Source organism: Burkholderia sp. LMU1-1-1.1 (assembly GCF_040675865.1).
Taxonomy (GTDB): Bacteria; Pseudomonadota; Gammaproteobacteria; order Burkholderiales; family Burkholderiaceae_D; genus Rugamonas.
This window is the reverse complement of record NZ_JBEGHG010000067.1, coordinates 412,691-439,126: the sequence shown is the minus strand read 5'-3', so window position 1 is coordinate 439,126 and position 26,436 is coordinate 412,691. Positions and strand designations below refer to the sequence as shown.

27 protein-coding genes are annotated in these 26,436 nt (G+C 63.8%); 9 read left to right on the top strand and 18 right to left on the bottom strand.

Annotated elements, in window-relative coordinates; all coding sequences use genetic code 11:
• Positions 1-5: 5 nt before the first annotated feature.
• Entirely contained in the window at positions 6-1,172 is a 1,167-nt protein-coding gene (locus MRBLMU1_RS29520) for a DUF5009 domain-containing protein (protein WP_363509589.1), read from the top strand.
• 9 nt (positions 1,173-1,181) lie between these two features.
• Complete coding sequence (locus tag MRBLMU1_RS29515) at positions 1,182-2,252, top strand: acyltransferase family protein (protein ID WP_363509587.1); 1,071 nt, start codon at positions 1,182-1,184, stop codon at positions 2,250-2,252.
• Here MRBLMU1_RS29515 and MRBLMU1_RS29510 read toward each other — a convergent pair.
• Positions 2,242-2,394, bottom strand: a complete 153-nt coding sequence (locus MRBLMU1_RS29510) for a hypothetical protein (protein WP_363509585.1) — start codon at positions 2,392-2,394, stop codon at positions 2,242-2,244. The two genes, MRBLMU1_RS29515 and MRBLMU1_RS29510, sit on opposite strands and share 11 nt — an antisense overlap.
• A gap of 130 nt (positions 2,395-2,524) precedes the next feature.
• Between MRBLMU1_RS29510 and MRBLMU1_RS29505 the strand changes: the two genes are divergently transcribed.
• Positions 2,525-3,031: a hypothetical protein gene (locus MRBLMU1_RS29505; RefSeq protein ID WP_363509583.1), complete on the top strand. Its 507-nt coding sequence runs from the start codon at positions 2,525-2,527 to the stop codon at positions 3,029-3,031.
• Positions 3,032-3,082: 51 nt separating this feature from the next.
• On the opposite strand, the gene fusA is transcribed toward MRBLMU1_RS29505, so the two are convergent.
• The gene (gene fusA / locus MRBLMU1_RS29500; protein ID WP_363509582.1) at positions 3,083-5,194 is read right to left on the bottom strand and encodes an elongation factor G; all 2,112 of its coding nucleotides are present in this window, start codon (positions 5,192-5,194) and stop codon (positions 3,083-3,085) included.
• Between the two features lie 213 nt (positions 5,195-5,407).
• Between fusA and MRBLMU1_RS29495 the strand changes: the two genes are divergently transcribed.
• On the top strand, positions 5,408-6,511 hold the full coding sequence (locus MRBLMU1_RS29495) for a phospholipase A (RefSeq protein ID WP_414646128.1): 1,104 nt from the start codon (positions 5,408-5,410) through the stop codon (positions 6,509-6,511).
• Positions 6,512-6,755: 244 nt separating this feature from the next.
• Entirely contained in the window at positions 6,756-8,357 is a 1,602-nt protein-coding gene (locus MRBLMU1_RS29490; protein WP_363509578.1) for a methyl-accepting chemotaxis protein, read from the top strand.
• Positions 8,358-8,363: 6 nt separating this feature from the next.
• Here MRBLMU1_RS29490 and MRBLMU1_RS29485 read toward each other — a convergent pair whose 3' ends face one another.
• The 9 genes from MRBLMU1_RS29485 to mltG all read right to left on the bottom strand — a co-directional run bounded on the left by MRBLMU1_RS29485 (position 8,364) and on the right by mltG (position 14,819).
• Positions 8,364-8,564, bottom strand: coding sequence for a hypothetical protein (locus MRBLMU1_RS29485; RefSeq protein ID WP_090318760.1), 201 nt, complete (start codon positions 8,562-8,564; stop codon positions 8,364-8,366).
• A gap of 156 nt (positions 8,565-8,720) precedes the next feature.
• The gene (locus MRBLMU1_RS29480) at positions 8,721-8,969 is read right to left on the bottom strand and encodes a hypothetical protein (RefSeq protein ID WP_090318763.1); all 249 of its coding nucleotides are present in this window, start codon (positions 8,967-8,969) and stop codon (positions 8,721-8,723) included.
• A gap of 58 nt (positions 8,970-9,027) precedes the next feature.
• Positions 9,028-9,951 carry a methyltransferase domain-containing protein gene (locus MRBLMU1_RS29475; RefSeq protein WP_363509576.1) on the bottom strand — a complete coding sequence of 308 codons (924 nt, stop codon included), beginning with the start codon at positions 9,949-9,951 and terminating at the stop codon, positions 9,028-9,030.
• Positions 9,952-10,206: 255 nt separating this feature from the next.
• Positions 10,207-10,884, bottom strand: coding sequence for an ankyrin repeat domain-containing protein (locus MRBLMU1_RS29470; RefSeq protein WP_363509574.1), 678 nt, complete (start codon positions 10,882-10,884; stop codon positions 10,207-10,209).
• 7 nt (positions 10,885-10,891) lie between these two features.
• Positions 10,892-11,671: a TatD family hydrolase gene (locus MRBLMU1_RS29465; RefSeq protein WP_363509572.1), complete on the bottom strand. Its 780-nt coding sequence runs from the start codon at positions 11,669-11,671 to the stop codon at positions 10,892-10,894.
• 57 nt (positions 11,672-11,728) lie between these two features.
• Entirely contained in the window at positions 11,729-12,109 is a 381-nt protein-coding gene (locus MRBLMU1_RS29460; RefSeq protein ID WP_363509570.1) for a PilZ domain-containing protein, read from the bottom strand.
• 10 nt (positions 12,110-12,119) lie between these two features.
• Positions 12,120-13,157, bottom strand: a complete 1,038-nt coding sequence (locus MRBLMU1_RS29455) for a DNA polymerase III subunit delta' (protein ID WP_363509568.1) — start codon at positions 13,155-13,157, stop codon at positions 12,120-12,122.
• 33 nt (positions 13,158-13,190) lie between these two features.
• Positions 13,191-13,823, bottom strand: coding sequence for a dTMP kinase (gene tmk / locus MRBLMU1_RS29450; protein WP_363509566.1), 633 nt, complete (start codon positions 13,821-13,823; stop codon positions 13,191-13,193).
• 6 nt (positions 13,824-13,829) lie between these two features.
• The gene (gene mltG / locus MRBLMU1_RS29445; RefSeq protein WP_363509564.1) at positions 13,830-14,819 is read right to left on the bottom strand and encodes an endolytic transglycosylase MltG; all 990 of its coding nucleotides are present in this window, start codon (positions 14,817-14,819) and stop codon (positions 13,830-13,832) included.
• 163 nt (positions 14,820-14,982) lie between these two features.
• On the opposite strand from mltG, the gene MRBLMU1_RS29440 reads away from it, so the two are divergent.
• Genes MRBLMU1_RS29440 through MRBLMU1_RS29430 form a run of 3 tightly spaced genes read left to right on the top strand, consistent with a single transcriptional unit; the run spans position 14,983 to position 17,022 of the window.
• Entirely contained in the window at positions 14,983-15,999 is a 1,017-nt protein-coding gene (locus MRBLMU1_RS29440) for a YgfZ/GcvT domain-containing protein (protein ID WP_363509563.1), read from the top strand.
• 1 nt (position 16,000) lies between these two features.
• Complete coding sequence (locus MRBLMU1_RS29435; protein WP_363509561.1) at positions 16,001-16,288, top strand: DUF4936 family protein; 288 nt, start codon at positions 16,001-16,003, stop codon at positions 16,286-16,288.
• Positions 16,279-17,022, top strand: coding sequence for an NRDE family protein (locus MRBLMU1_RS29430; RefSeq protein WP_363509559.1), 744 nt, complete (start codon positions 16,279-16,281; stop codon positions 17,020-17,022). The genes MRBLMU1_RS29435 and MRBLMU1_RS29430 overlap by 10 nt, the downstream gene beginning before the upstream one ends.
• A 3-nt stretch (positions 17,023-17,025) precedes the next feature.
• On the opposite strand, the gene MRBLMU1_RS29425 is transcribed toward MRBLMU1_RS29430, so the two are convergent.
• Both MRBLMU1_RS29425 and MRBLMU1_RS29420 read right to left on the bottom strand, forming a co-directional pair.
• Entirely contained in the window at positions 17,026-18,531 is a 1,506-nt protein-coding gene (locus tag MRBLMU1_RS29425; protein ID WP_363509558.1) for a DASS family sodium-coupled anion symporter, read from the bottom strand.
• Between the two features lie 8 nt (positions 18,532-18,539).
• Positions 18,540-18,803: an RNA-binding protein gene (locus tag MRBLMU1_RS29420; protein WP_363509556.1), complete on the bottom strand. Its 264-nt coding sequence runs from the start codon at positions 18,801-18,803 to the stop codon at positions 18,540-18,542.
• 172 nt (positions 18,804-18,975) lie between these two features.
• On the opposite strand from MRBLMU1_RS29420, the gene MRBLMU1_RS29415 reads away from it, so the two are divergent.
• Complete coding sequence (locus MRBLMU1_RS29415) at positions 18,976-19,362, top strand: VOC family protein (RefSeq protein ID WP_363509554.1); 387 nt, start codon at positions 18,976-18,978, stop codon at positions 19,360-19,362.
• 5 nt (positions 19,363-19,367) lie between these two features.
• Here the strand turns inward: MRBLMU1_RS29415 and MRBLMU1_RS29410 are convergent, their stop codons facing one another.
• From MRBLMU1_RS29410 to MRBLMU1_RS29390, 5 genes are read right to left on the bottom strand one after another with little or no spacing between them, the layout of a single operon-like run.
• Positions 19,368-19,631, bottom strand: a complete 264-nt coding sequence (locus tag MRBLMU1_RS29410) for a hypothetical protein (protein ID WP_363509552.1) — start codon at positions 19,629-19,631, stop codon at positions 19,368-19,370.
• A gap of 3 nt (positions 19,632-19,634) precedes the next feature.
• A complete protein-coding gene (locus MRBLMU1_RS29405; RefSeq protein ID WP_363509550.1) occupies positions 19,635-21,374 on the bottom strand; it encodes a S8 family serine peptidase in 1,740 nt (579 codons plus the stop codon).
• Positions 21,375-21,428: 54 nt separating this feature from the next.
• Positions 21,429-22,781: a PEP-CTERM-box response regulator transcription factor gene (gene prsR, locus MRBLMU1_RS29400; RefSeq protein ID WP_363509548.1), complete on the bottom strand. Its 1,353-nt coding sequence runs from the start codon at positions 22,779-22,781 to the stop codon at positions 21,429-21,431.
• A 48-nt stretch (positions 22,782-22,829) separates the two neighbouring features.
• Positions 22,830-24,926: an XrtA/PEP-CTERM system histidine kinase PrsK gene (gene prsK / locus MRBLMU1_RS29395; RefSeq protein WP_363509546.1), complete on the bottom strand. Its 2,097-nt coding sequence runs from the start codon at positions 24,924-24,926 to the stop codon at positions 22,830-22,832.
• A gap of 18 nt (positions 24,927-24,944) precedes the next feature.
• Entirely contained in the window at positions 24,945-26,345 is a 1,401-nt protein-coding gene (locus MRBLMU1_RS29390; protein WP_363509544.1) for a TIGR03013 family XrtA/PEP-CTERM system glycosyltransferase, read from the bottom strand.
• Between the last annotated feature and the right edge of the window lie 91 nt (positions 26,346-26,436).

Sequence of the window (26,436 nt, the reverse complement as noted above, 5' to 3'; positions counted from 1 at the left end):
GACTCTTGCGCGTACTTGCTATCGATGCCTTCCGTGGCATCACCATCCTGGTCATGATCTTTGTGAACACGCTGGCGGGCGTGAGCGGAATGCCGCCCTGGATGGGGCACGTGGCCGCCGGTGTCGACGGCATGACTTTTCCGGACGTCGTCTTCCCCGCCTTCCTTTTCATCGTCGGCATGTCGATACCGTTCGCGATGGCGCAGCGCCAGTCGGCGGGCGACAGCGGCTGGAAGTTGTGGCGCCACGTGCTGGCCCGCGCCGCCGGCCTGCTGGTGTTCGGCGTCTTCATGGTCAATGCGGAGGCGGGCTACAACGAGGCGGCCATGGGCATGACCATCCACGTTTGGTCGCTGCTGTTCTACGCCTGCGCGATATTGGTGTGGGCTGTTTACCGCTTCGAGAACAAGCAGTTGGCTCTCGCGCTGCGGCTGGCCGGCGTGGCTGGACTAATCGCGCTGGCGCTGGTCTTTCGCGGTGGACCGGATGGCACCGGGAGGTTGGCGCCGCAATGGTGGGGCATACTTGGGCTGATCGGCTGGGCGTATCTGTATGCGACCATCGCCTGGCGCCTGACCCGCGCGCGCCCGCTGCCGATCGCGCTGGCGATCCTCGCCTGCGTGGCCTGGTACTGCGTCTTCAACGCCAATACAGCACAGCCTTCGGCGCTGTGGCGGCTATTGGGCGCGCAGTCCGGCGACGCGATCCATACCGCGATCGCGTTGTGCGGCGTGCTGACGACGCTGATCTTCTTCACGGATGGCCGCCCGCGCGCTGAACCTTTCGGCAAGGCGCTGCTGTTCGCGGCGGTGCTGGCGACGCTGGCGTTCGCGCTGCGTCCCTGGTTCACGATATCGAAGATCGCCGCCACCCCGAGTTGGGCGCTGTACAGCGCGGCGATCTGCGTGCTGCTGTTCGCGGCGATGTACTGGCTGGTGGACTTGAAACAGCGGCGCGGCTGGGTGGCGTTCTTCCGTCCGGCCGCCGCCAATCCCCTGCTCACCTACATCCTGCCCTTCATTATTTTCGCGCTGATGGAGACGCTGAACCTGGCCTTCCCTTCCGTGCTGGGCGCCGGCTTGCCGGGCCTGATCTGGGCGGCGGCGTACGCCCTGATCGTCATGGCGCTGGCCTTTGGCCTCAACCGCATGCACATCAAGCTGCAGCTCTAACAAAAAACTATGCGCATAAACTCTATCGACGCCGTACGGGGCCTGACCGTGGCCGCCATGCTCCTGGTGAACAACGCCGGCGACTGGTCGCACATTTACCCCTGGCTGGAGCACGCACACTGGCACGGTTGCACACCGGCCGACTTCATCTTCCCCACCTTCCTGTTGATCGTCGGCGTGTCGCTACACCTGGCGCTGGGCCGGCAGTTGGACAGCGACACCGGCCCGCTCGCGCGCAGGGCACTGGCGCGCACGGTGCTGCTGCGCGGCGCGCGCATCTTCCTGCTAGGTCTCGCCCTCAACGTCATTTCGACGCTGCTGATGGATGGACGGCCGTTCCGACTGCTCGGCGTGCTGCAGCGGATCGGCATCTGCTTCGCTGCGGCGGGCCTGCTGGCCATCCATGTGCGCGGCGCGCGGGGCCAGTGGGCCATCCTGGTGGCGATACTACTCGGGTATTGGGGACTGTTGGTCGCCGGCGGTTCGCTGGAGCCGAACCTGAATCTGGCCGACCGCATCGACACCGCGCTGCTCGGGCCACTGTCCTATCAATATGATGCAGCGACGGGACTGGCGCACGAACCGGAAGGCATATTGAGCACGCTGCCGTCGCTGGCGACGCTCATCCTGGGTTTGCGCGCGGGCGCCTGGCTGCGCGCCGGCCGGATTCGCCAGCTCGCCATCGGCGGCTTTGTGGCGTTGGTTGCGGGCGGTATGTGGTCGCTGCTGCTGCCGCTGAACAAACAACTGTGGACGTCTTCGTTTGTCTTGTGGACCGGCGGCTTCGGCATGCTGGCCATCGCGCTCGCCTACCAGCTGGTCGACGTGCGCGGCTGGCCGCCGCTTGGCCGCGCCATGGGCATCAACGCCATCGCCGCCTACGCCGGATCGTGGATCGCCACCTGCCTGCTGGCCTACAGCGGCGTGATGACGCCGCTGTACCGGCAGGTTTTCGCCACGCCGATCACGCCGTCGCTCGGGCCGGCGGCGGCATCGCTGGCTTTCGCGGCCTGCTTCACCGCCGTTTTTTGGCTGGCGACGGTGTATGCGGAAAAGCGTGGTTGGCGCATCACGATTTGACCGTCTTAGCGACGGTATCGACGAAAATCACCAGCATCTGCTGGCGCTGTGCGCCGACCACGCCCGGCTTGGTGGTCGACACGCAGGCGCCAAGCGCCAAAGCCAATGCCGCCGTGTAGGTCAGCAGGTTGAAACGGTTCATGACAGTCCCCTGTTAAGTTTGGAACAATCATTTTGCTTTGGTGAAATATTTCACTTCTAATCCAGATCAAGCGGAAGGCAATCATTCGCTATAATCCAACGTCCTCAACCAACAATGAAGAAAGCTTCGGATGATCAAGCGTTTGCGTAATTCCATCGCGGCCGGCGCGCTGCTGCCAGTGCTGGCTTGCCTGTCCGGAGCGGCCGCGGCCGACACCTTCGAGACCATCGAATCGGCGCCGCTGAAGGAGGTTTGGCTCAATGGCGGGTTTTACTCGTATCACTTCGACCGCGACAAGGATTTGAACGACAGTAATCCTGGCCTGGGGGCGGAGTATCGTTTTTCGACGGTGGCGTCGGCGACCGCCGGGCGGTTTTATAACAGCGACCGGGCGTATTCGAACTATATCGGCGTGTATTACCAGCCGTTCAAGCTCGGACCGGTGCGGCTGGGCGCGGTGGTGGGCGGGTTTAACGGCTATCCGAAGATGCGCGATGGCGGATGGTTCCCAGCGGTGATACCGACCGCCAGTTTTGAATATAAAAGCGTGGGGGTGAACGTCGCCTTTGTGCCGAAGTATAAGGACCGGTTGTATGGCGCGTTGTCGATACAGCTCAAGTTGAAAGTGTTCGATTAGAAACCACGCGGTAATCCGCCATGCGTGACGGATTACCGCGCGTTTACCTAATCAATGCCGCGACTTCGACGATACGGCGATCTGGTCGAGGATGTGCTTGGGCACCGCCGCGTAGTGCTTGAACTCCATCGTGTACGTGGCGCGCCCCTGTGTGAGCGAACGCAGCGTCGTCGAGTAGCCGAACATTTCCGCCAACGGCACCAACGCGCGGATGATCTTGCCTCCGCCGCCGGGGATCTCGTCCATGCCCTGCACCATGCCACGCCGCGCCGTCAGGTCGCCCATGGCGTTACCCATGAACTCCTCCGGCGTTTCCACCTCGACCTGCATCATCGGCTCCAGCAGCACCGGGTCCGCCCGCTTCATGCCATCCTTGAACGCCATCGAGCCCGCCATGCGGAAGGCGTTTTCGTTCGAGTCGACATCGTGGTACGAACCGAAGGTCAACGTCACCTTGACGTCCACCACCGGGTAACCGGCCAGCACGCCGCTGCGCAAGGTTTCCTGCACGCCCTTGTCGACGGCCGGAATGTACTCGCGCGGCACCACGCCGCCCTTGATGGCGTCGACGAACTCGTAGCCCTTGCCCGGCTCCATCGGTTCCAGCGTCAGCACCACGTGGCCGTACTGTCCGCGTCCGCCGGACTGCTTGACGAACTTGCCCTCGACATCGCTCGCGGTCTTCTGGATGGTCTCGCGATAGGCGACCTGCGGCTTGCCGACCGTCGCCTCGACGCTGAACTCGCGCCGCATGCGGTCCACCAGGATCTCCAGGTGCAACTCGCCCATGCCGGACATGATGGTCTGGCCCGATTCCTCGTCCGTGTGCACGCGGAAGGACGGGTCCTCCTGCGCCAGACGGTTGAGCGCGATGCCCATCTTTTCCTGATCGGCCTTGGTCTTCGGCTCGACCGCCTGCGAGATCACAGGTTCCGGGAAGATCATCTTTTCCAGCACAATGACATGATCGGGCGAGCTCAGCGTGTCGCCGGTGGTCACGCCTTTCAGGCCGACGGCGGCGGCGATGTCGCCCGCGTACACCTCCTTGATCTCCTTGCGCTCGTTGGCGTGCATTTGCAGGATGCGGCCCAGGCGCTCCTTCTGGCTCTTGGTCGGGTTGTAGACCGTGTCGCCGGAGTTGACCACGCCCGAATACACGCGGAAGAACGTCAGCTGGCCGACGAACGGGTCGGTCATGATCTTGAAGGCGAGCGCCGAGAACGGGTCCGTGTCGCTCGGATGCCGCTCGATCGGATTGTCGTCCTCGTCGGTACCGGCGATGGCCGGCACGTCCAGCGGCGACGGCAGGTATTCGACGACCGCGTCCAGCATCGCCTGCACGCCGCGATTCTTGAACGCGCTGCCGGCCAGCATCGGTACGATCTCGTTGCGGATGGTGCGCAGGCGCAGCCCGGTCTTGATCTCTTCCTCGGTCAGCACGCCGCCGTCCAGATACTTTTCCAGCAGCTCGGGCGTGCCCTCGGCGGCGGCCTCGACCATCTTGTCGTGCCACTCCTGCGCCAGCGCCTGTAAGTTGGCGGGAATGTCCTCGTAGGTGAACTTGACGCCCAGGCTCTCGTCGTCCCAGTTAATGGCGCGCATCTTCACCAGATCGACGACGCCGTGGAAGTTGTCCTCGGCGCCCAGCGGGATCTGGATCGGCACGGCCACGCCCTTGAGGCGGTTGGCGACCTGTTCGCGCACGCGGAAGAAGTCCGCGCCGACGCGGTCCATCTTGTTGACGAAGGCGATGCGCGGCACTTTGTACTTGTTGGCCTGGCGCCAGACGGTTTCCGACTGCGGCTGCACGCCGCCGACCGCGTCATACACCATGACCGCGCCGTCGAGCACGCGCATCGAGCGTTCTACCTCGATGGTGAAGTCGACGTGGCCCGGCGTGTCGATGATGTTGATGCGGTGCTCGGCGAAATTGCCGGCCATGCCTTTCCAGAAGGCGGTGGTGGCGGCCGAGGTGATGGTGATCCCGCGTTCCTGTTCCTGCTCCATCCAGTCCATGGTCGCGGCGCCGTTGTGCACCTCGCCTATCTTGTGATTGACGCCGGTATAAAACAGGATGCGCTCCGTCGTCGTGGTCTTGCCAGCGTCGATGTGCGCGCTGATGCCAATGTTGCGGTAACGCTCGATGGGGGTCTTGCGGGTCATCACAAATCTCCTTGACGTCTTTAAGCTTGGGTAGTCTCAAGTGCGGCGATAGTTGCCGAAATCAAGCCCTGATTACTTTCTGAATACTTTCCTAATGTGCGACATACCTAACGGCAAGTAATGTAGTCTGTGTAATAAACTGCAAGCTTACATCTCACCTGGAAAAAATGCATGCTCCTCCGACGTAAATCCGCCCTTCTCCTCTCCTTAGGCATGGGACCGGCTCTGGCTTTGGCACAGGCCGCACCGCCCCAAGCCGCCGATCTCGAATTACGCATCGAACGTTGCTCGGTACTGGGCGACGCCAGCGCACGCCTCGCCTGCTACGACGGTCTGGCGCGCACCACGCCGACCAAGCAGGCAGCCGGCGGCGCGGCCGTTGGCGTGCCCGACCCCGGCAACGACAGCAAACTGGTCGGCGGATTGGTCATGCCGGCCAGCACCCAGCCGGCCGAGCCGCCGGCCGCGCCGGCAGACGCGGCGATCCCGGCCAAGGTCGCCGAGCTGACCACCATCCCACCGCAGGACAAGGTCTCGCGCATGGTGCAATGGTGGGAGCTGGACCGCTCGGCCAAGCGCGGCGTGTTCAACTTCCGTCCGCACCGCGACACCTATCTGTTATTGGCGAACTACAGCACCAGCAACAATGATGCGCCGTTTCAGGAATTCTCGCCAGACGGCCTGAAATCCAAGCACGTGGAGTTGATGTACCAGTTGAGTTTCAAGATGAAGATGATCGAGCAGGCCTTCAGCTGGCCGGTCGATCTGTGGTTCGGCTATACGCAGGAGAGTTTCTGGCAGGCTTACAACCGCTCCGAATCGAGCCCGTTCCGCGAGACCAACTACCAGCCGGAACTGATGCTGACCACGCCGCTGGCGCTGAACCTGGGCGGCGTCGACGTGCGTTTCCTGACCCTGGGCCTGGTGCACCAGTCGAACGGCCAGACGTCGACCTTGTCGCGCAGCTGGAACCGCGTCTATGCGCAGGTGGGCGCCGAGAAGGGCAACTTCGCCGTCAACTTCCGGCTGTGGCGCAGGCTGGACAACGCGCGCTCGGACAACGACAACATCGACATCACCGATTACCTCGGCCATGGCGATCTGAACGCGAGCTACCGTTTCGACGGCCACGAATTGTCAGTGACGGCGCGCCGCAACTTCCACACCAACCATGGCGGCGTGCAGGCCGGCTGGGCGTTCCCGGTATCGGCCAACCTGAAGGGATATGTGCAAGTCTTCAGCGGTTACGGCCAAAGTTTGATCGACTATAACTACGCGCAAAAATCCATCGGCGGCGGCTTCAAGGTCGATTTCTAAAGATTGTCAAACAAGCCGCAAAGCCGCTGTGTAGCTGGCTTTGCGGATTTTTCCTGTGTCGAATTTGGCACAAAATTCTCATTGCCTCGCGGCATGAAACTGACTTATATTTTCCCTCGGCATCCGCTCTTGCGGGTACTTTCGGTTTCCCGCCCATTTGGCGCGCCCGGTCCCCTGACCGGCCACTAGACCACTTGGCGGAACCGGATTCGCAGCGTCCATACGTAGCGCACTTGGGGGAATAATGAAATTCGCAAACTTAAAAATTAGCGCACGGCTTGGCCTGGCTTTCGGACTTGTCGTCGCCTTGCTGCTCATCGTCGTCGCCATCGCGATGGCGGGCATGTCGTCGGCCGAACAGCGTCTGCACAATATCATCGACGACCGCTACTACAAGATTGAACTGATCAACAACGTCAAATACAACGTCGCCAACATCCACAAGCACATGCGTAACGTCACCCTGGCCGGCGACGCGGCCGCCGTGCAGCGCGAGGTCGACACGTTGAACACACTGCGGGCCAACAACCGCGAACTGCTCGACAAAATGGACAAGGTCCTCAACATCCCCAAGGCACGCGAGCTGTTCTCCGGCATCGTTGCCGCCCGCAAGGTCGACGTTGAAGGGCAGACGTCGTTGGTCAAGCTGGTCAACCAAGGCAAACAGGACGAGGCCCGCACGCTGCTGACGACCACCATCGCGCAGAACGAACGCAACTACGTCAGCCTGCTCAGCGAAATGAGCATGGTGCAAGCCGAGCGCATGAAGGACGAGGCCGCACAGACCAAGCTGGGCTTCGCCTCGGCCGCCCGGCTGATGATCGGCATCGCCGTGGTCACCGTGGTGCTGACCTTGCTGATCGCGTGGAGCGCCAGCCGCAGCATCACCGTGCCGCTGAACCGCGCGGTGGGCATGGCGCGGCGCGTCGCCGACGGCGATCTGTCGGCGCGCATCGAAGTGACGTCGACCAACGAGACCGGCCAGTTGATGAGTGCGCTCAAGGACATGAACCAGAGCCTGACGGACATCGTCGGCCAGGTCCGCACCGGCACCGACACGATGGTGACCGCCTCGGTCCAGATCGCCACCGGCAATATGGACCTGTCGGCGCGCACCGAACGTCAGGCCAGCGCGCTGGAGGAAACAGCGTCGTCGATGGAAGAGCTGACCAGCACGGTCCAGCAGAACGCGCAGAACGCCGAGCAGAGCAACATCCTGGCGGAGTCCGCGTCCGAGGTCGCGCTGAAGGGCAAGAACGTGGTGGCGCAGGTGGTCGACACCATGGGCGCGATCAACGCATCCTCGCGCAAGATCGTCGACATCATCGGCGTCATCGACGGCATCGCTTTCCAGACCAATATCCTGGCGCTCAACGCGGCCGTCGAGGCGGCCCGCGCCGGCGAGCAAGGACGCGGCTTCGCGGTGGTCGCATCCGAGGTGCGCAATTTGGCACAACGCTCGGCGGCCGCCGCCAAGGAAATCAAGACCTTGATCGGCAACTCGGTGCAGCAGGTCGACGCCGGCGCCCAGCTGGTCAATCAGGCGGGCAGCACAATGGATGAAGTGGTGGCCAGCGTACAGCGAGTGACCGGCATCCTGCGTGAAATCAGCCTGGCCAGCGCCGAGCAGACCACCGGCATTTCGCAGATCAACGAGGCGATCATTCAGATGGATGATGTGACCCAGCAAAACGCCGCCCTGGTCGAACAGCCGGCCGCCGCGGCGCAAAGCATGCGCGAGCAGGCGTCGCATTTGTCCGAGGTGGTGGGGGTGTTCCGTTTGGACGAGGCGCCTCGCGCGCCGCGCCTGGCCGAGAAACGGCCACGGATGGCGTTGCCGGCCTGACCGATATCAGCGGCCTGGCGAGCCGCGCAGGATGCGCGCCGGTAGCAGCACCACGGCGCGCAGCAGTTCGAACACCCCCTCGACGCCTATCCCGATCAGCCTGAACGGCAACGTCAGCAGCCAGAACACCGGGTACAGCAGCAGCGCCAGCAAGGCCAGCGGCCAGCACAGAAACAGCAGAACCAGCCACAGCACAAAACTCAGCATGAGAAGCCCCCGATCCAGTGATGAGATTGTCAATGCTGACACTGTAGAAGGCAAAGGCGACGCGGACAATTCCTGTGCGACCAACTGCGTATAAACGCGATCAATCGCAGGAATTCGTGGATAAACGGAGGAGAAACCGGGGCTTACCGGCCCGGATTACTGGCCCAGGCAGATGATCTTGGTCACGTATTCGTGGGCGTTCGGCTTTTTCTTGCCAGCCCATGCGATCGCCTCGTTGGCTTGCTCGATGGTCAGGATCGACGCCTTTTCCTTGGACTTGATGAAAGAGACGCCCTCGAAGGCGCCCTCTTTGCTGCGCATGACTTTGGCGAACACCGGAGGTTTGGTCTCGCCGTCGGCGATCTTGTTTTGCTGGATGAGGTAGCGCTGGTCGTTCTGTTCCATATATCTCTTTCTGTAAAAGACGAAATATACGCTGCAGAACGACCTTCGTGGGGACTTTTTAAGCGTAGGCGGCGATGGCCGTGGCCGGCTGCGTCACGGTATCGTGCAGGATCTCGGCGCGCAGCGCGGCCTGCAGCGACGGGATCGAACCACCCGCGCGGTACTGGAAGCTAACCTGCAGCACGTCGCCCTGCTTGGCCTTGATCGGCGTCGCCAGCGGCAAGGTCATGTAGTGGTTCAGCCAATCGATGGTGGTCGAACGCTCGGCCACGACGGCCAACACGTTCTTGGTCACGAAGCGCATCGCGCTGATCTCGCCGGCGCGTTCGATGACGAACTTGCCCTGCCAGGCGTAAGCCAGCTCGTTGGGCTGGTTGAAATCGATGATGCTGTAGACGGCCGGCTGCGCGGCCTCCACCGTCCCGGGATAGACGACATTGGTTTCCTGGAACTGGACGATGGGTGCATAGAAGCCTTCGAAGTCGTACTCCTGCTGAACCGGCTGCACCGCCATGATCACCGCTTCCGGCAGGAATACCGGCAGCGGGCCGCCGAAACGCTCCAGATAACGGCGCTTGAACGACTCGATCACCTCGACCTGCTTTTCGCGCAGCATCGCCACATGGATCATCTCGCAGATGACGACATCGACCGGCTCCGGCGGCAGGTACTCGAAAGCGTCCGCGTGAACGACCTCGACCTTCTCGCCGTTGGGATTGAGCGCCAACATCTTGCGCGCCTCCTTGACCATGTCCGGATTGAACTCGACGCAATACACCTTCTCCGCCTTGGCCGCCGCGAACCAGGACAGCACGCCGGTGCCGCCGCCCAGCTCGAGCACCTTGGCGCCGGGCTTGACCGCGTAATCGATCGCCGACTTGAAACCGTGCATACGGTTCTGGTCCATCAGCATGTTGTGATGGTAGTGGACTGGTATGAATTGCCCCAGATAGCAGCTTTCGATTTCGCGTTCGTTCAGCATGGTTTCCCTTGGTTGTGGCGCATTGTGCTTTGATGCAATACGGTGAACCTATTATCGTTAAGATTGCACACCTATAAAGGGGCGAGCTAGGTGGGAAACCCCTGCCAGTTCTACTGTTCCGCCAGAAAGTTATCAGAAATTGTATTCAATTGTATTATAACGATCCGCTGCACGAAGCTGGCCATGTCGCTTCAAGAACGCAACAACGTCCGTTGCTACGGCAATGGCCGCTGCACCATGATGCTGGTGCACGGCTTAGCGTTTCCCCTTGGCCGCCAAGAACGCATTGATGGTCTTGGCAATCCACGGCTTGTCCGCCTTCGTTGCGAACTCGGCCGCAGTAAGCTTGAACCCGCCATCCTTCAGCGTGGCATCTGCGCCTTGCTTCAACAGCAACTCCACGACCTCTTCCTTGCCTTCACGCGCCGCCATCATCAAGGGCGTCATGCCGGACGGCGATTCGGCATCGATGTAAGCATGCTGCTCCAACAGGATGTTGGTGATCTCGACACTGCCGGCCGCCGCCGCGTAATGCAGCGCTGTCCAGCCCTTTTGATTGACGTGCGCGCCGCGCTTGATCATATCCAGCACCACCGGCTTGTTCTGGCGGAACGCCGCCATCATCAGCGCGGTGTTGCCGTTGGGCGCCTTGGCCTCCAGGTCGATGCCGGGTTGATCCATCAGCAAGGTGGCGACGTTGACCGCTTCGTGGCGCATTGCCAGGATCAGGCCCGTCTCACCGCTGGGATCGCGCACATTGGGATTGAGGCCGCGCGCCAGCACTTTCTTGACGCCTGCGACATAGTCGACCTGGACGGCGCGGAAAAAGTCCACTTCATCGTCGGTCTGGTCGGCGGCGAATGCCGGCAGGGTCGCCGCGAAGGCGACCATGCCCAGCAGGAAACGGCGGCGAACGGTCTGTAGAATCAACATGAGCTTCTTACGCCACAACGTTGAATAATTTGAAGAAATTGGCGGAAGTCTGCTCCGCCACCTGCTCCACCGGGATGCCTTTGAGCTTGGCGATATATTCGCCGACATGGGCGACAAAGCCCGGTTCGTTCATCTTGCCCCGATGCGGCATCGGCGCCAGATACGGCGAATCGGTTTCGATCAGGATGCGCTCCAGCGGCACTTCCAGCGCCACCGCCTGCAAGTCCTTGGCGCTTTTGAAGGTCACGATGCCCGAGAACGAGATGTAAAAGCCCATGTCGATGGCCGCGCGCGCCACTTCCAGCGATTCCGTAAAGCAGTGCATGACGCCGGCGACGCCGCCAGCCTCGGTGCCTGCGCCCTCTTCGCGCATGATGCGGATGGTGTCCTCGCTGGCCGCGCGGGTGTGAATAATCAATGGCTTACGCGTGATTCTTGAAGCTTTGATGTGAGTGCGAAAACGCTCGCGCTGCCACTCCAGGCCGCCCTGCAGGCGGAAATAATCCAGCCCGGTCTCGCCGATGGCGATGATTTTCGGGTGGTTGGACAGTTCGACCAGCTGTTCGACGCTCGGTTCGGGCGTGTCCTCGTAGTCGGGATGGACGCCGACCGAGGCGTAGATGTGCGGATATTCCTTGGCGAGGGCCAGCACCTGGGGGAAATCCGGCAAGTCGACCGACACGCACAGCGCGTGGGTCACCTTGTTGTCGGCCATCTTGGCCAGGATTTCGGGCATGCGAGCGGCCAGCTCGGGGAAATTAATATGGCAATGGGAGTCGATAAACATGGCGATATTGTACCCCGGACCGGGCTAGCCGACCGGCGCGGCTAGTGACAACGTCGCTCACAAGGTATGCGTGGCGCGCGACGACCTCAGTGCGGCGCCGAGGATCTCCTCGATCCGCAGCCGCGCACGCTGGCCGCTCTCGTCGTCGGGAAAATGCACGCCGATGCCCTGCGCCTTGTTGTTGTGCGCCCCAGGCGGCGTGATCCAGGCCACCTTGCCGGCGATCGGATATTTGTTGGGGTCGTCCATCAGCGCCAGGATCAGATAAATCTCGTCGCCCAGCTTGTACGGTTTTTGCGTCGGCACGAACATGCCGCCGTTCTTGAGGAAGGGCATGTAGGCGGCATACAGCGCCGCCTTTTCCTTGATTGCCAGCGACAATACCGTCGGCCGCGCGATGGGCACGGTGTTCGGATCGACGGGACTGGCAGCGGACATTGATTACCTTTCAGGCACAGCAAGCGGTATAGTCAAGCAACATATCCTCCAAGAACAGCTTGGGCGACAGCGGATGGTCGGAGGTCGCGCGGCGTTCGTTGGCGCCCTTGATCGCCGCCAACAGCTTGCTGACGTGGATCTTGTCCGCCAGCCCGGCCAGCTCTTTCTGGTAGCGCGGATAGTAACGGATGTTACCTGCCAGTTTGTAGGAAAACAAATCATAAAGCCAGCGTTGCAGCCAAGATACCTGCGCGCTCAGTGGCACTTTTTGAAGTTTGTCAGCAACTTTCAACGCGCCCTCGACGCTTGGACGCGCCAGCAGTTGCAGCAGCACTTCCAGATCGTCGCGATTGCCGGTCTCGGCCTGCGCCATCGCCGCCAGCGGCGCGCCGCCCTGCTCGCGCAACCAGCTGTCGGCGTCGGCCACGCCCTGCGCCTTGAGCCAGGCCAGCGCCTCGCCGTGGCTCGGCATCGGCAGCGCGAACTTGCGGCAGCGCGACAGGATCGTCGGCAACAGGCGGTCGAGACTGTTGGAGGCCAGCAGGAACACCGTGCCTGGAGGCGGCTCCTCCAGGGTTTTCAGCAAGGCGTTCGAGGCCGGCATGTTCAACGCCTCGGCCGGGTACAGCACCACCACCCGCAGCCCCTGGCGGTGGGTCGAGATGTTCATGAAATCGGCCAGATTGCGGATCTGCTCGATCTTGATTTCCTTGGACGGCGCCTTGGTCGACTTGGCCGACTTCTTGGTCTCGGCATCGCCTTCCTCGCCACCTTCGGCGGCGGGTTCATCCTCCAGCGCCTCCGGCCGCACGCGGCGGTAGTCGGGATGGTTTTGCTGCGCGAACCAGCCGCACGACGCGCACTGGCCGCAGGCGTGGCCGTCGGGCAGCACCGCCTCGCACAGCAGGCCCTGGGCGAAGCTTTCGATAAAGTCGGACTTGCCGATGCCGGCGGCACCATGGAACAGGATGGCGTGCGGCATGCGCTGCCGCAGCTGTTGCAGCTGGGTCCACGACGATTCTTGCCACGGGTAGATGGTATTGCTCATTAGTCTTTAGATACAGATACTTAGATGTTACATTTAAAGTAGATCGTCAAGTATTGCGCCGATCTGCAACTGGATATCCGCGATCGATTGCGTCGAATCGATCACGCGGAAACGCTCGGGGAACTGGGTCGCGCGGCGCAGGTACTCGTTGCGGGTGGAGGCGAAGAAATCGGCCTTCTCCTGCTCGAACTTGTCGAGCGAACGGGTGGCGTCGAGCCGCGCGCGCGCCACTTCCAGCGGCACGTCGAACAGCAGGGTCAGGTCCGGCTGCAAGTGCGGATGCACCCACTGTTCCAGCGCCTCCAGCTTGGCCAGGTCCATGCCGCGCCCGCCGCCCTGGTAGGCGAAGCTGGCGTCGGTGAAACGGTCGGAGATCACCCAGGCGCCGTCGGCCAGCGCGGGCGCGATCACCTGGGCGATATGCTCGCGGCGGCTGGCGAACATCAGCAGCGCCTCGGTTTCCAGGTGCATTTTTTCATGCAGCACCAGTTCGCGCAGCTTTTCGCCCAGCGGCGTGCCGCCCGGCTCGCGCGAGCTGACCAGCGCGATGCCGCGCGACTTGATGTATTCGCTGACGAACGCGATATGGGTCGATTTGCCGGCCCCGTCTATGCCCTCGAAGGTGATGAATTTGCCGCTGTGTTGCGTGGCGCTGTGTTGAGTCATGTAGTTTTATCGTTGGTACTGATTCACTGCCCGGTTGTGGTCGGTCAGATTATCGGAAAATTTGCTGGTGCCGTTGCCGCGCGCGACGAAATAGAGCGCTTGCGTCTTGGCCGGCGCCAGCGCGGCGGCCAGCGACTGCACGCCCGGCAAGGCGATCGGCGTCGGCGGCAGGCCGGCGCGCGTATAGGTATTGTACGGGGTGTCGGTCTCCAGGTCCTTTTTACGGATGTTGCCCTCGTATTTGGTCCCCATGCCATAGATGACGGTCGGATCGGTCTGCAGCATCATGCCGATCCGCAGCCGGTTGACGAACACGGCGGCGATCATGTTGCGCTCGGACTTTTGCCCGGTCTCCTTCTCGACGATGGACGCCATCGTCAGCGCCTCGTACGGGTTCTTGTAGGGCAGCGCCGGATCGCGCTTTTCCCAGGCCGAGGCCAGGCGGTTGAGCATCATCGTGTGGGCCTGGCGGTAGATCTGCAGGTCGCTGGCGCCCTTGGCGAACAGATAGGTATCGGGGAAGAACAAGCCCTCGGGCTGCTTGTATTCGGAGGCGATGGCGTTCATCACCTCCTGGTCGCTCAGCGAGACGGTGTCGTGCTTGAGGCCGCGATGGGCGGCGATCGCCGCGCGCATCTGGCGGAAGGTCCAGCCTTCGATGATGGTCAACTGTTCTTGCGCGAATTCGCCGCGCACCAGCTGGTCGATCAGCTTGAGCGGCGTGGTGCCCGGCTTGAGCTCGTAGGAACCCGCCTTCAGGCGGCCACTTTTATTGGTCACGCGGGCCAGCAGGTTGAACAGCAAGGGCCCCATCGGAATGCCTGCGTCGGAGATCTGCTCGCCGGCCGCGTGGGCGCCGCTGCCCGGAATGATGGTGAAGGGTATCGGTTCGACGTCGCCGACGATAATCGGGGCCTGCGACCAGTACATGAAGTAACCGCCGCCGGCGATTGCCAGGAGAACGCAGAGTGTAATTATTTTTTTGATAAATGCCATTGTTCGAGCCGGATTGTAGGATCAACTGAAATCGGGTACAGCTTGCCACTTCTCGGACCGGACCGCCAGCACCGCGTTTTGCGCGGTGTCCGACGCGATCTTCGGGACATCACTATAATGAGCCCGTAATGATAATGCTTTAATCGTCAAACTATTGGAAATTATGTCTTCTTGGAATGAACTTTTAGCACAGCCGGCCGCCCCGCTGACGCCCACCACGCTGGCGGTCGGGTTTGTGGCCCTCATCACCGACCAGGGCTTGATCGCGCTGGACGGCGAGGAAGCGGCCAGTTTCCTGCACAACCAGCTCACCAACGACGTCGAGCACCTCGGCCCGGGCGACGTTCGCCTGGCCGGCTACTGCTCGCCCAAGGGCCGCCTGCTGGCCTCCTTCCTGATGTGGCGCAACGAGACGACTATCTTCCTGCAATTATCGCGCGACATCCAGGTCGCCGTCCAAAAGCGGCTGTCGATGTTCGTGCTGCGCGCCAAAGCCAAACTCAGCGACGCCACCGAGGCGCCCGCCAACCAGGTCGTGCTCGGCCTGGGCGGCGGCTTGGCGGAAGCCGTGCTGCAAACGTGGTTCGACACCCTGCCCGCCAAACCGTTCACCAAGATCGATCATCCGCTGGGCACCCTGCTCCGCGTGGCGGACGCCTTCGGCGCCGCGCGCTACCAGTGGCTGCTGTCGGCCGAGGTCGCGCAGACGGTGGCGGCGGAACTGGCCGACCGGCTCACCGTCGGCGGCAACCAGGCCTGGCACCTGTCGGAAATCCACGCCGGCATCCCGCAGATCGCCAAGGCCACGCAGGAGCAGTTCGTCCCGCAGATGGTCAATCTGGAGCTGCTGGGCGGCGTCAACTTTAAAAAGGGCTGCTATCCGGGCCAGGAAATCGTCGCCCGCAGCCAGTACCTCGGCAAGCTGAAGCGCCGCACGACGCTGGTCAGCATCCCCGACCCGGCGGCCGCCGCCGGCGCGGAAGTGTTCGCCACGGCCGACCCCGAGCAGCCATGCGGCATGATCGTCAACGCCGCGGCCAACGGCAACGGCGGCGTCGACGCGCTGGTCGAAATGAAGCTGGCCGCGATCGAAGCGGCGTCGGTCCGCCTCGGCTCGGCGCAGGGCCCGGCCCTGGCCTTCCTCGACATGCCGTACGTGCTGGACCCGCTCGACCTCTAGCATGGACCTCTATATTTATTACCAGGTCAAGGAAGCCGACACGGCCTCCTTGCAGGCTGCGGTCGTCCTGATGCAGGCAGAACTGTCGCGCTTGCACGGCGTCGCCTGCCAGCTCAAGCGCCGTCCCGAAGCCAGGGACGGCTTGCAAACGTGGATGGAAGTCTACACCGCCACGCCCGCCGGTTTCGCGGCGATCTTGAGCGGCGCCGTCGAACGGGCCGGCCTGTCGGCATGGACCAGCGGCGCGCGCCACACCGAAGTTTTCACGGATTTAGTGCCATGTGTCTGATTGTTTTTGCCTGGCGGGTCATCCCTGCGATACCGCTGGTGGCCGCGGCCAACCGCGACGAGTTTTATCAGCGCGCCACCGCGCCGGCGGCGCCGTGGCCTGAACACCCGCAAATTTTCGCCGGCCGCGACCTGCAGGCCGGCGGCAGCTGGATGGGCATCACGCAGCCCTCCGAATGCGGCGGCGCCGCGCGCTTCGCGGCCATCACCAACATCCGCGCGCCCTCCGAACACCGCGACGACGCGCCCTCGCGCGGACATTTGGTGGCCGACTTCCTGGCGGGCTGCATGACGCCGCAGGAATATGTCGACGCGATCCGCGAAGGCGCCGGCGCCTACAACGGCTTCAACCTGGTGCTGGGCGACCGCGACACCCTGATCTGGTTCTCCAACCGGGGCGACGACGATCCGCGCAACGGCAAGCCGCTCGAACCGGGCGTCTACGGGCTGTCGAACGCGCTGCTCGACGCGCCGTGGCCGAAGGTGGTCAAGACCAAGGCGCAGTTCGCCAGTTTGCTGTGCCTGGGCGCACCGGACGAAGCGTTCTTCGAAATGCTGGCCGACACCGCGCCGGCGCCGGACCAGCGCCTGCCGGAAACGGGCGTGCCGCTGGACCTGGAGCGCATGCTGTCGGCGGTGCGCATCGAAAGCCCGAGCTACGGCACCCGCACCTCTACCGTGGTCAAGCTGTACGCCGACGCGCACGCCACCTTGCACGAGATGTTGATTCAATAACTGTCACCAGAAACCCAGCACTTTCCACCATGCGCCGCCGATCACCGCGAAGATGGCCAGCTCGAGCACGCACATGACGAAGCCGACCCGCCACCAGTTGCCCATCGTGACATAGCCGCTGCCGAAGATGATCGGCGAGGTGCCTGTGGCGTAATGGGTCAGGGTCATCATGATGGCCGAGCCGGCGGTCATCATCAGCAGGAACGGCACCAGGTAGCCGGCCGGCAGCAACTGCGCCCCGACCGACATGAACGCGAACAGCATGGCGCTGATATGCGCCGTGGTGCTGGCGAACAGGTAGTGCGAAAACACGAACGCCAGCAGCAGGACGCCGGCGGTGGGGAACCAGCCCATGCCGCTGGCGACGATCGCATCCTTCATCGACAACGCCGCCCAGCCGATGACGCCGAGCTTGTTCAATTGCTCGGCCAGCATGACCAGCGCGCCGAACCAGATCAGCGTGTCCCACGCGCTTTTTTCCGACAGCACGTCGTCCCAGTCCAGCGTGCCGGTGATAATCAGCACGAACAGGCCGAGGAAGGCCACCACGGTGGGATCGAGCGTCCATGCCGCGCCGAACAGCATGGCCGGCACATTGGCCCACAGCACCAGCAGCAGGCCGAACGTGCCTAGCATGACCTTTTCCTTCGGCGAAAGCGGCCCCATCCGTTCGAGTTCGCCGCGCGCGTAATGGACCGCGTCCGGCGTCGCCTTCAGTTGCGGCGGCGACAACAGGTAGATCACCAGCGGCATCGCCAGCAGGCACACCAGGCCCGGTAGCAGCATGCACAGCGCCCAGGTGGTCCAGCTCAGGTGAAAGCTCTGGTTGCTGGCCTTGGCGACGAAGTCCACCACCAGCGGGTTGGGCGCGGTCGCCGTCAGGAACATGGCCGAGGTGATCGGGTTGGCGTGGTAGTTGACCAGCGCCAGATACGTCCCGACCTTCCCTTCGGTGCCGTGCGCCGGGTCCGAATCGAAGGAATTGGCGATCGATTTCATGATCGGGTGGACGATGCCTCCTCCGCGCGCGGTGTTACTTGGAGTGAACGGGGCCAGCACCAGCTCGCACACCGTCAGACCGTAGCCGATGCCGATCGTCCGCTTGCCCAACATGGCGATAAACACCAGGCCGATGCGGCTGCCCAGGCCGGTCTTCTTCAACCCGCGCGAAATCAGGATGGCCACCACGATCAGCCAGATCAGCGGGCTCGAAAAACTGCTGAGCGCGTCCGCCATCGCCCCCTTGGAAGTGCGCGACGTCACCTGCGACAGCGCGACGATAACGATCGCCATCATCGCCATCACGCCGATCGGCATCACTTTGAGGATGATGGCGACGATGGTGGTGAGGAAAATAGCCACCAGCGTCCAGGCCTTGGGGTCCAGCCCCGTGGGACAAGGCGACAACAAAAGCAGCAGCAGGACAGCGGTGGTGACGATCGCGGGCACCACCCGGAATGGCACCGCGCCACTAAAGTAGCGCAACATGGCCATGATTCTTGAATACATGGTTACTCTCAAGGTAGGAAGAAATAGCGGGCGGCCTGGTGCAAGGGAATATAGAAATGAAGCAGCTTCCCCTGGCGAAAAACGCCGCGCAGTCGCTGGCAAGCGCTCCACACGCGCTCGTGCGTATCGGCCACCTCGATCAACGCCCACGGGCTGTCGCGCTCGCCGTCGCGTATCATCTTGATCCGCTGCACATTAAAAAACCGGGATAGCCAGTCGGTGAGGGTCGACTCGCATGCATCCTCGGTCAGCCCCCTCAAAATTACCTGCATCGTGCCTCCATTGATCGCCGCTCCGCAGCACTACGCTGCGTTGCAACAATTCAATAATACAGGGATGAAACATATCGGCGATATAGATCTAGATCAAAGAATTGCGTAATAGTCCCATCGAAATCTATGTATGCTAGAGTTCTGTGGAACATACCGAGGAATTGGAGGGGCTATGAGACGTGTGACTGGCATCGGCGGCATCTTCTTCCACGCGAAGGACCCGGTCGCGCTGCGCGACTGGTACAAGCGGCACTTGGGCATCGATGTGCAGGATTGGGGCGGCGCGGCGTTCACTTGGGCCGATCAGGCCGGCAATCCGACCAAGGGTACGACCATCTGGTCCATCGGCGCGGCCGACAACAACCATTTCGCTCCCAGCGCTTCATCGTTCATGGTGAACTACAGGGTCGACGATCTGACCGTGCTGCTCCAGGCCTTACGCGACGAGGGCTGTCACGTGCTGGAGAACACCGACGACTCGGAATACGGCAAGTTCGGCTGGGTCGTCGATCCGGAGGGAAACAAGGTCGAGCTCTGGCAGCCTCCCGCCGGACAATAGCCCGTTCACTTTATCTTCGGCGTCATCTTCTGCACCAAAGACAGTTGGGCAACCTTGTCATGCTGCGCGAGCGCCTTTAAAGCGTCCGACGGCAGGCAAGCGAACAGCACCCTGCGCCGGGTATCCGCATCCGCGATACCCATCTGTTGAAACGCGCCCACCTCGTCCGGCGTCAGCGGCGAGCGCAGCCGCACCGAGACATCGACATTGCCCTCGTGCGGACGAACCAGCGCCAGGCTGAGGGCGGCGTCAAACTTAGCACCACTCATGATCTATACCTTGATCAAGCCATATCCCCACTTTATATCATGTGCGCCGGGCGCCGAATCGGGCACGGCCGAATTTTTCTTCAGCCATGCCTTGGCTTGCGCCGGTGTCGCCTTCGGGTTGGTTTCCAGGAACAGCGCCAGCAGGCCGGTGACGACGGGCGAGGCCATGCTGGTCCCCGCCATCACCCGATAGCCCTGGGCGATCACATCGCTCTTGTCGACGCTGGAGGCCGACGACAGGCAGGACGCGATCATCGCGCCGGGCGCGGTGACGTCGGGCTTCAAGGCGCCGCCGCGCAGCGGTCCGGGGCTGCTGAATTCGGAGACCGTGTCCGGCGCCAGGCCCACCGATTGCGGCGCGCCCGAGATGTCGGTCCACTGGTTGCGCGAGGTGTACGAGGCGACCGTGACGACTTTCTGGCCGGAACCGGGCGAGCCGATCAAGGTATCGAACACCGGCGACACCAGCTCCGCCGAGCCGTAACGCTCCTGGTCGCTCAGCAACCAGACATCGACGTCGGATGCGGCGCCCGACTTGCGCCGCACCTCCACTTTCCACAGGCCGCCCTGCACCGCGCCCTGGCCGGAGACCTCGACCAGGAACTGCCGGTCGCCGCCAGGCGCCACGGAATCGGGCGTCGAGACCACCACCTGGTCGCTGCCCAGCATGGTCGTCTTCGCGGCCGGATCGGTACCGAGCAAGCCTTGCCACGGCGTGGCCGCGCCGGTCGAGCTGATGACCCTGACCTCGCATTTGGTCTTCCCCGAGTACCAGCCGTTGATCAGGAACCACGGCGCCGACAGGTTGGACCGCTTCGGCTGCACCTTGATCTCGAAACGCACGGCCTGGGCGGAATTGACCACCTGGCGCGCGTGGATCGGATCGCCGCCCTCGTTGCCGGCCGCCGCCACCACCAGCCGGCCGGGGCCGCATTCATCGCTGATCGCAACGCTGGTGTCGTCCTCGCCGTCGTGGCCGTCGAAGTGGCCGCCCAAACTGAGGTTGACGACGCACGGGCGCCCCAGCTTCCTGGCCTCGTCGAAGATCCAGCGCACGCCCTCGACGATCGCGCTGTTCTGGAAATTGGTCTTGACGATGATCAGCTCGGCGCCGCCGGCGATGCCGCTGAACGGCGCCACCGCGCCGCTGGCGATGCCCGCCACGTGGGTGCCGTGGCCGTGCATATCCGCGCTGGCGTCCATCGCGGCGCCGGTCAGCACTCGGCCAAGCTTGCTATAGCCGGTCCCGGGCCCTTCGCCCGCGATCTCCTGGTCCCAAATTTTCAGGATGCGGCCGGCGAACGCGGGATGGTTGACATCGATACCGGTATCGACGACGCCGACAATCACGCCCTCGCCGGAGACATTGTTCCGCGCGATATATTCGGGCGCGCCGACCAGCGGCCCGGCGATATCCATCAGCGGGCGCAGGCGTCGTGGCGCCGACACGCGCTCCACCTTCTCATTCAGCGCGAACTCCATCAACATGGACGCCGGCACCAGCGCCGTCATCACGTCGCCGGCGCCTTTGGCGAGCTTGATACCGGCGATCGACTTGGTTTGCGGATCGCTGCAGCGGACCAGGACGTGGTAGGTCGGCGTCAGGTTCGGCACCCGTTTCCTGACCGACAGCAAGTCCTTCGCGCCCACCACCTGTGCGGATTCGCTGGATGCCAACAAAACGGCCAGGCTGGCCGACATCTTGTTTTTGCCGCCGACCGCGGCCTTGGATTTGCTCGCCATATTCGCCCTGTCTTGAAGTGTTAAAGATAAAGCGTACTGTACAACATTGTCGGATCAGGCATCGATCGCGTGCCGGTGCATCAGATCGTACAGTGTGGGCCGGCTGACACCCAGCAGTTCGGCGGCGCGCAGGATGTTGTTCTCGCAACGCACCAGGGCGCGCACGATGGCCTCGCGCTCGGCGCGGTCGCGCACCTGGCGCAGGTTGAAGTCCTCGGCGGCCTGCTCGGGCGCCTCCAGGCCCAGATCCTCGGCGACGATCTGCGGGCCGTCGGCCATGATGATGGCGCGCTTGATGCAGTTCTCCATCTCGCGCACATTGCCAGGCCATTGCCAGGCCTCGACCGCCGCCAGCGCCTGCTGGCTGAATTCGATACGGCTGCGCCCCTCCTGCGCGCAGAACAGATTGCGGAAATGGTAGGCCAGCAAGGTGGCGTCGCCGCTGCGGTCGCGCAGCGGCGGGATCGGGATCACGATCTCGGACAGGCGGTAATACAAATCCTCGCGGAAGCGCCCCTGGGCGATCAGCTGTTTCAAGTCCTGGTGGGTGGCGCACACCACCCGCACGTCGACCGCGATTTCCTCGTGCCCGCCGACCCGCTCGATGACCCGCTGTTGCAGGAAGCGCAGCAGCTTGGCCTGCAAGGCCATCGGCAGGTCGCCGATCTCGTCGAGGAAGAAGGTGCCGCCCTGCGCCATTTCGACCTTGCCCTTGGTCTGCTTGGCGGCGCCGGTGAACGCGCCCTTCTCGTAGCCGAACAACTCGCTCTCGAGCAGGTGCTCCGGTATCGCCGCGCAGTTGATGGCCATGAAGCGCTGGTTGGCGCGCGGACTGAGCTGATGCAGGCCGCGCGCCAGCACCTCCTTGCCGGTGCCGCTCTCGCCCAGCAACATCACGGTGGCCGAGGTCGGCGCCACCTTCTCGATGTTGCGGCAGACCTTTTGCATCGCCGGCGCCCGGCTGATGACGGTCCTCAGGGCGGAAGTGGTCTGCACCTCGCGCATGCGCATGTTTTCCTGCTGCAAGCCGTGCAGGTAGAAGGCGCGCTGCAGCACCAGGCCGAGCACACCGGGATCGACCGGTTTCTGGTGGAAATCGTAGGCGCCGGCGGCGATCGCGCTGAGCGCGTGCGCGTGGTCCTGGTTGCCGGTCAGGACGATGACCTTGGTGTCCGGCGCCAGCGCCAGGATTTCGCGCAACGTGGCCAGCCCCTCGGTGGCGCCGTCCGGGTCCGGCGGCAGTCCCAGGTCCATCGTCACCACGGCCGGCTCGTGGCGGCGCAGCTGCGCCAGCGCGCTGGAGCGGTTGTCCGCCAGCGCGATGTCGTAGTGGTCGAGGCTCCAGCGCAGCTGCTTTTGCAGCCCCGGATCGTCCTCGATAATCAATAACTTGGCTTTGTTCGCCATATACTACCTTTCTGGCTTTCAGGCCGCTTGTATTTAGGCTGCGTGCAGTCAGGCGGCTTGACCCACAGGAATGTCGGCCGCGCGCCAGCCGGGCAACACCACGCGGAAGCTGGTGCCGCGCCGGGGCACGCTGTGCACCTCCAGCCGCCCGCCCAGCTCGGCGACGTATTCGCGGCTTTCGAAGGCGCCGATGCCCATGCCGGCCGCCTTGGTCGATTCGAACGGCTTGAACAGGCGTTCGCGGATGAACTCCGGCGTCATGCCCTGCCCGGTGTCGCTGATCTCGACCAGCACCTCCCCGCCGTCGCGGCGCAAATGGAGCGCCACCTCGCCGTCGCGCGGCGTGGCCTCGATGGCGTTCTGCAGCAGATGGCCCAGCACCCGCTCCAGGCGGCCGCGCGCCGCCATCACGCACAGGTCGGGCTCGTCGCAGCGCAGTACCGGCCTGGGCAAGGCGCTGCCGCGCAACGCCACCATTTGCGCCAGCATCGGCGCCAGCTCGATCGGCCCGGCCGCTTCGGGCGCGTCGCTGCGTTGCAGCTTTTGCAGCATCAGCTTCATTTTCTGTACGCCGTGTTCGACGGTGTCGAGCATGTCCTGCTGAAATTCCGGGTTGTCCAGATGCAGTTTGGCGTTCGGTATCATCAGCGACAGTTGCGCGACCAGGTTCTTCAGGTCGTGGACGATGAAGGTCGACATGCGGTGGAACGATTCGAACTGGCGCGCCGTCATCAAGGCGGTGGTGGTTTCCTGCAGCGCCAGATAGCTGGCGACCTGGCTGGCGGCCACCTTCAGCAAATCGATCACCTCCCAGTTCAGCCGCAACGCGCTGCGCGGCTCCTGCAGCAACAGCACGCCGAACAGGCGGTCCTGCAACAGCAACGGCACCACCAGCCGCGCGCGCGGCAGCCCCGCCAGCCAGGCCGGCACCGGCGCGCGCTGCTCCGGTTCGCCGAGGTCGATCACCCACTGGTTGCGCTCGACCGACTGGCAGAAGGCGGCGTCCCCGTCTTGCTCCCCCTTCTGCTCCCCCTTCCGCGCCCCGCCGCCGGCGGCCGCGGGCGGCACCGTCATCCGGCATTGCGCGGCCAGGGTGAACCGCTCGCCGTCGCGCCAGATCCACAGCGCGCCACCGGGGCTCTCCACCAGTTGCGCCACCGCCTCGATGGCGCGTTCGGCCGGTCCCGGCGTCTGTTGCGACAGCTTGCGCGTGAAGCCCAGCCATTCCTCGCGGTAGTCGTAGTCGTAGCGGTAGAAATGCTTGCTGATGAAAACCTTGAGGCGCGAGCGGAAGGTGCCGGAAAACAGCACGCCGGCCAGCAGCAGCATGGCGCCGAACAGGAAACCGACCTGTATCAGGCCGCCCCAGGTTCCGCCGACATAGCGCAGGTAGTAGCCGACGCTGCCCATCGCCAGCAGGTAGGCGGCAGATCCCAGCAGCGCGGCCGAATGGAACATGGCCTGGCGCGACAGCAGCATGCCGCTCGGCCAGGCGGCGCTGCGGGCCACCGCCACCGCGATCAGCGGCACCGTCAGCGCGTTGACCACGCCGCGAGCGGCCCAGATGTCGGCGCTGACGCGGCGCACCAGCATGGCGTCGCAGTACAGGTAAAAATCATAGGCGAAGATGCCGCCGATGCCGAGGCACGCGTACTTGACGGCCCACTGGCTCTGCGCGTCCTTCTGGCGGTACAGCTGTTCGACCAGCACCATGCCGGCCACCGCCATGACGGTGCGCGTGGCCAGCAGGACCGCCAGCGCCAGCCCATCCACCTCGGCCAGCCGTTCGGCCTCCGCCAGCCGCCAGCCCGGCAGCAGCGCCAGCAGCAGCGCGGCGCCGTAGCCGGCGCAATAGCCGTACCAGCGCCGGCGGGCGTCGGCGCGCGGATAACCGAGCAGGCGCAAAATGAAGAAGGCGCAGGCGGCGTTGCGGGCCACTTCCAGCAAGTCGATCCAACGCCCGGCGCCGGCCAGGCCGGCGGCGTCGGCGGCGATCAGCGCGGCCCAGGCGGCGCAGCACAGGCAGGCCAGCAGCAGCGCGCCGGCATGGCGGCGCCGGCTCCAGCCGCCCAGCAGCAACGCCGCCAGCGCCAGGAACGCGAGCGCGGCCAATCCATAACTGAGGCTGTCTATGCGGCCGTGCATCGCGCCCCCGTCAGGCACCTAGCGGCCGCCGCCGAACAGCACCACTTTGAGGGTGTCGATCAGCACCAGCACGTCCAGGAACAGGCTGTTGTTCTTCACGTAGTACAGGTCGTACTGCAGCTTCTGGATGGCGTCCGACACCGAGGCGCCATAGCCGTAGCGCACCTGGGCCCAGCCGGTGATGCCGGGCTTGATGCTGTGGCGCAGCTGGTAGAAGCGCAGTTGGGCATTGAGCTGGTCGACGAAATACGGCCGCTCGGGACGCGGCCCGACAAAGCTCATCTCGCCCTTGAACACGTTGAGCAGCTGTGGCAGCTCGTCGATGCGGCACTTGCGGATGATGTTGCCGATGCGCGTCACGCGCGGATCGCGCACCATCGCCCACTGCGGCGCGCCGGCCTGCTCGGCGTCGATGCCCATGCTGCGGAACTTGAGGATGAAGAAGCGGCGCCCGTCCTTGCCCACCCGTTCCTGCTGGTAGAACACCGGGCCGCCGTCCTCGAGACGGATGGCGGCCGCCGTCAGCAGCATCACCGGCAGCGCCAGCGCCAGGATGACGGCGCTGACCACCAGGTCGAACACGCGCTTCATGACGATGCGCACCGGGCTCTGGTCGAAGCCGCCGCCGAACACCAGCCAGCTCGGTTGCAGCGAGTCGACCCGGATCTGGCCGCTCTCGCGCTCGAAGAAGGTGGTGGCGTCGATCACCTCGATGCCGTGCAGCTTGCACTCGAGCAGGTCCTTGATCGGCAAGGCGCCGCCGCGCCGCTCCTGCACCGTGACGACGATCTCGCGCGCCTTGTAGCGCCGCGCGAGGTCGACCAGCGAGTCGCCCAGCTCCATGTCGAGCAGGGCGCCGGTGTTGACGCAGCAGGTCTCGTTCGGCGTGGCGACGTAGCCGGCCACCTGGTATTTCTGGTAGCTGCCGGTGTTGGCGGCCAGTTCGCCGCACTCCTGGGCGACGGCGCCGTGGCCGAGGAAGATCAGGCGCGAGGTCAGCATCTTGGACTGCGACCCGCTGACGAACATGGCCCGCACCAGCACCACGCCGCCCAGCGCGATGCCCAGCACCAGCAGCAGCACCCCGCGCCCGACGTACAGGCTGGGGGCCAGGTAGAACACCACCGCGAGGATGCCGACGGCCATCGCGAACGCCGGCAACAGCTGCAGGAACAGGCGCGGGCGGAAGCCCTGCTCCAGGTCCTGGTGATACAGGCCGAAGGTGCTCATGCTGAACACGATCGCCAGCGCGAACGTCAGCGACGAGGCCATCAAATTATGCAACGGCGGCGCGCCGGCGCCGGCCGGCAGCAGCAGGATGGCGGCGCCCGCGTGGAAGGCCGCCATTAACATCATGATCTCGATCAACAGCAGACTGGCCGCCACCTTCGACACGTAATGATTTGAAATTTTCAGCATACCGTATCCCCACCAACATGGACTGCAACGATGAGAGCTGTCAGCGCCGTTGCCACCGGCGCCGCCGCCCTTCTGGTCTCCCCTACTGCGT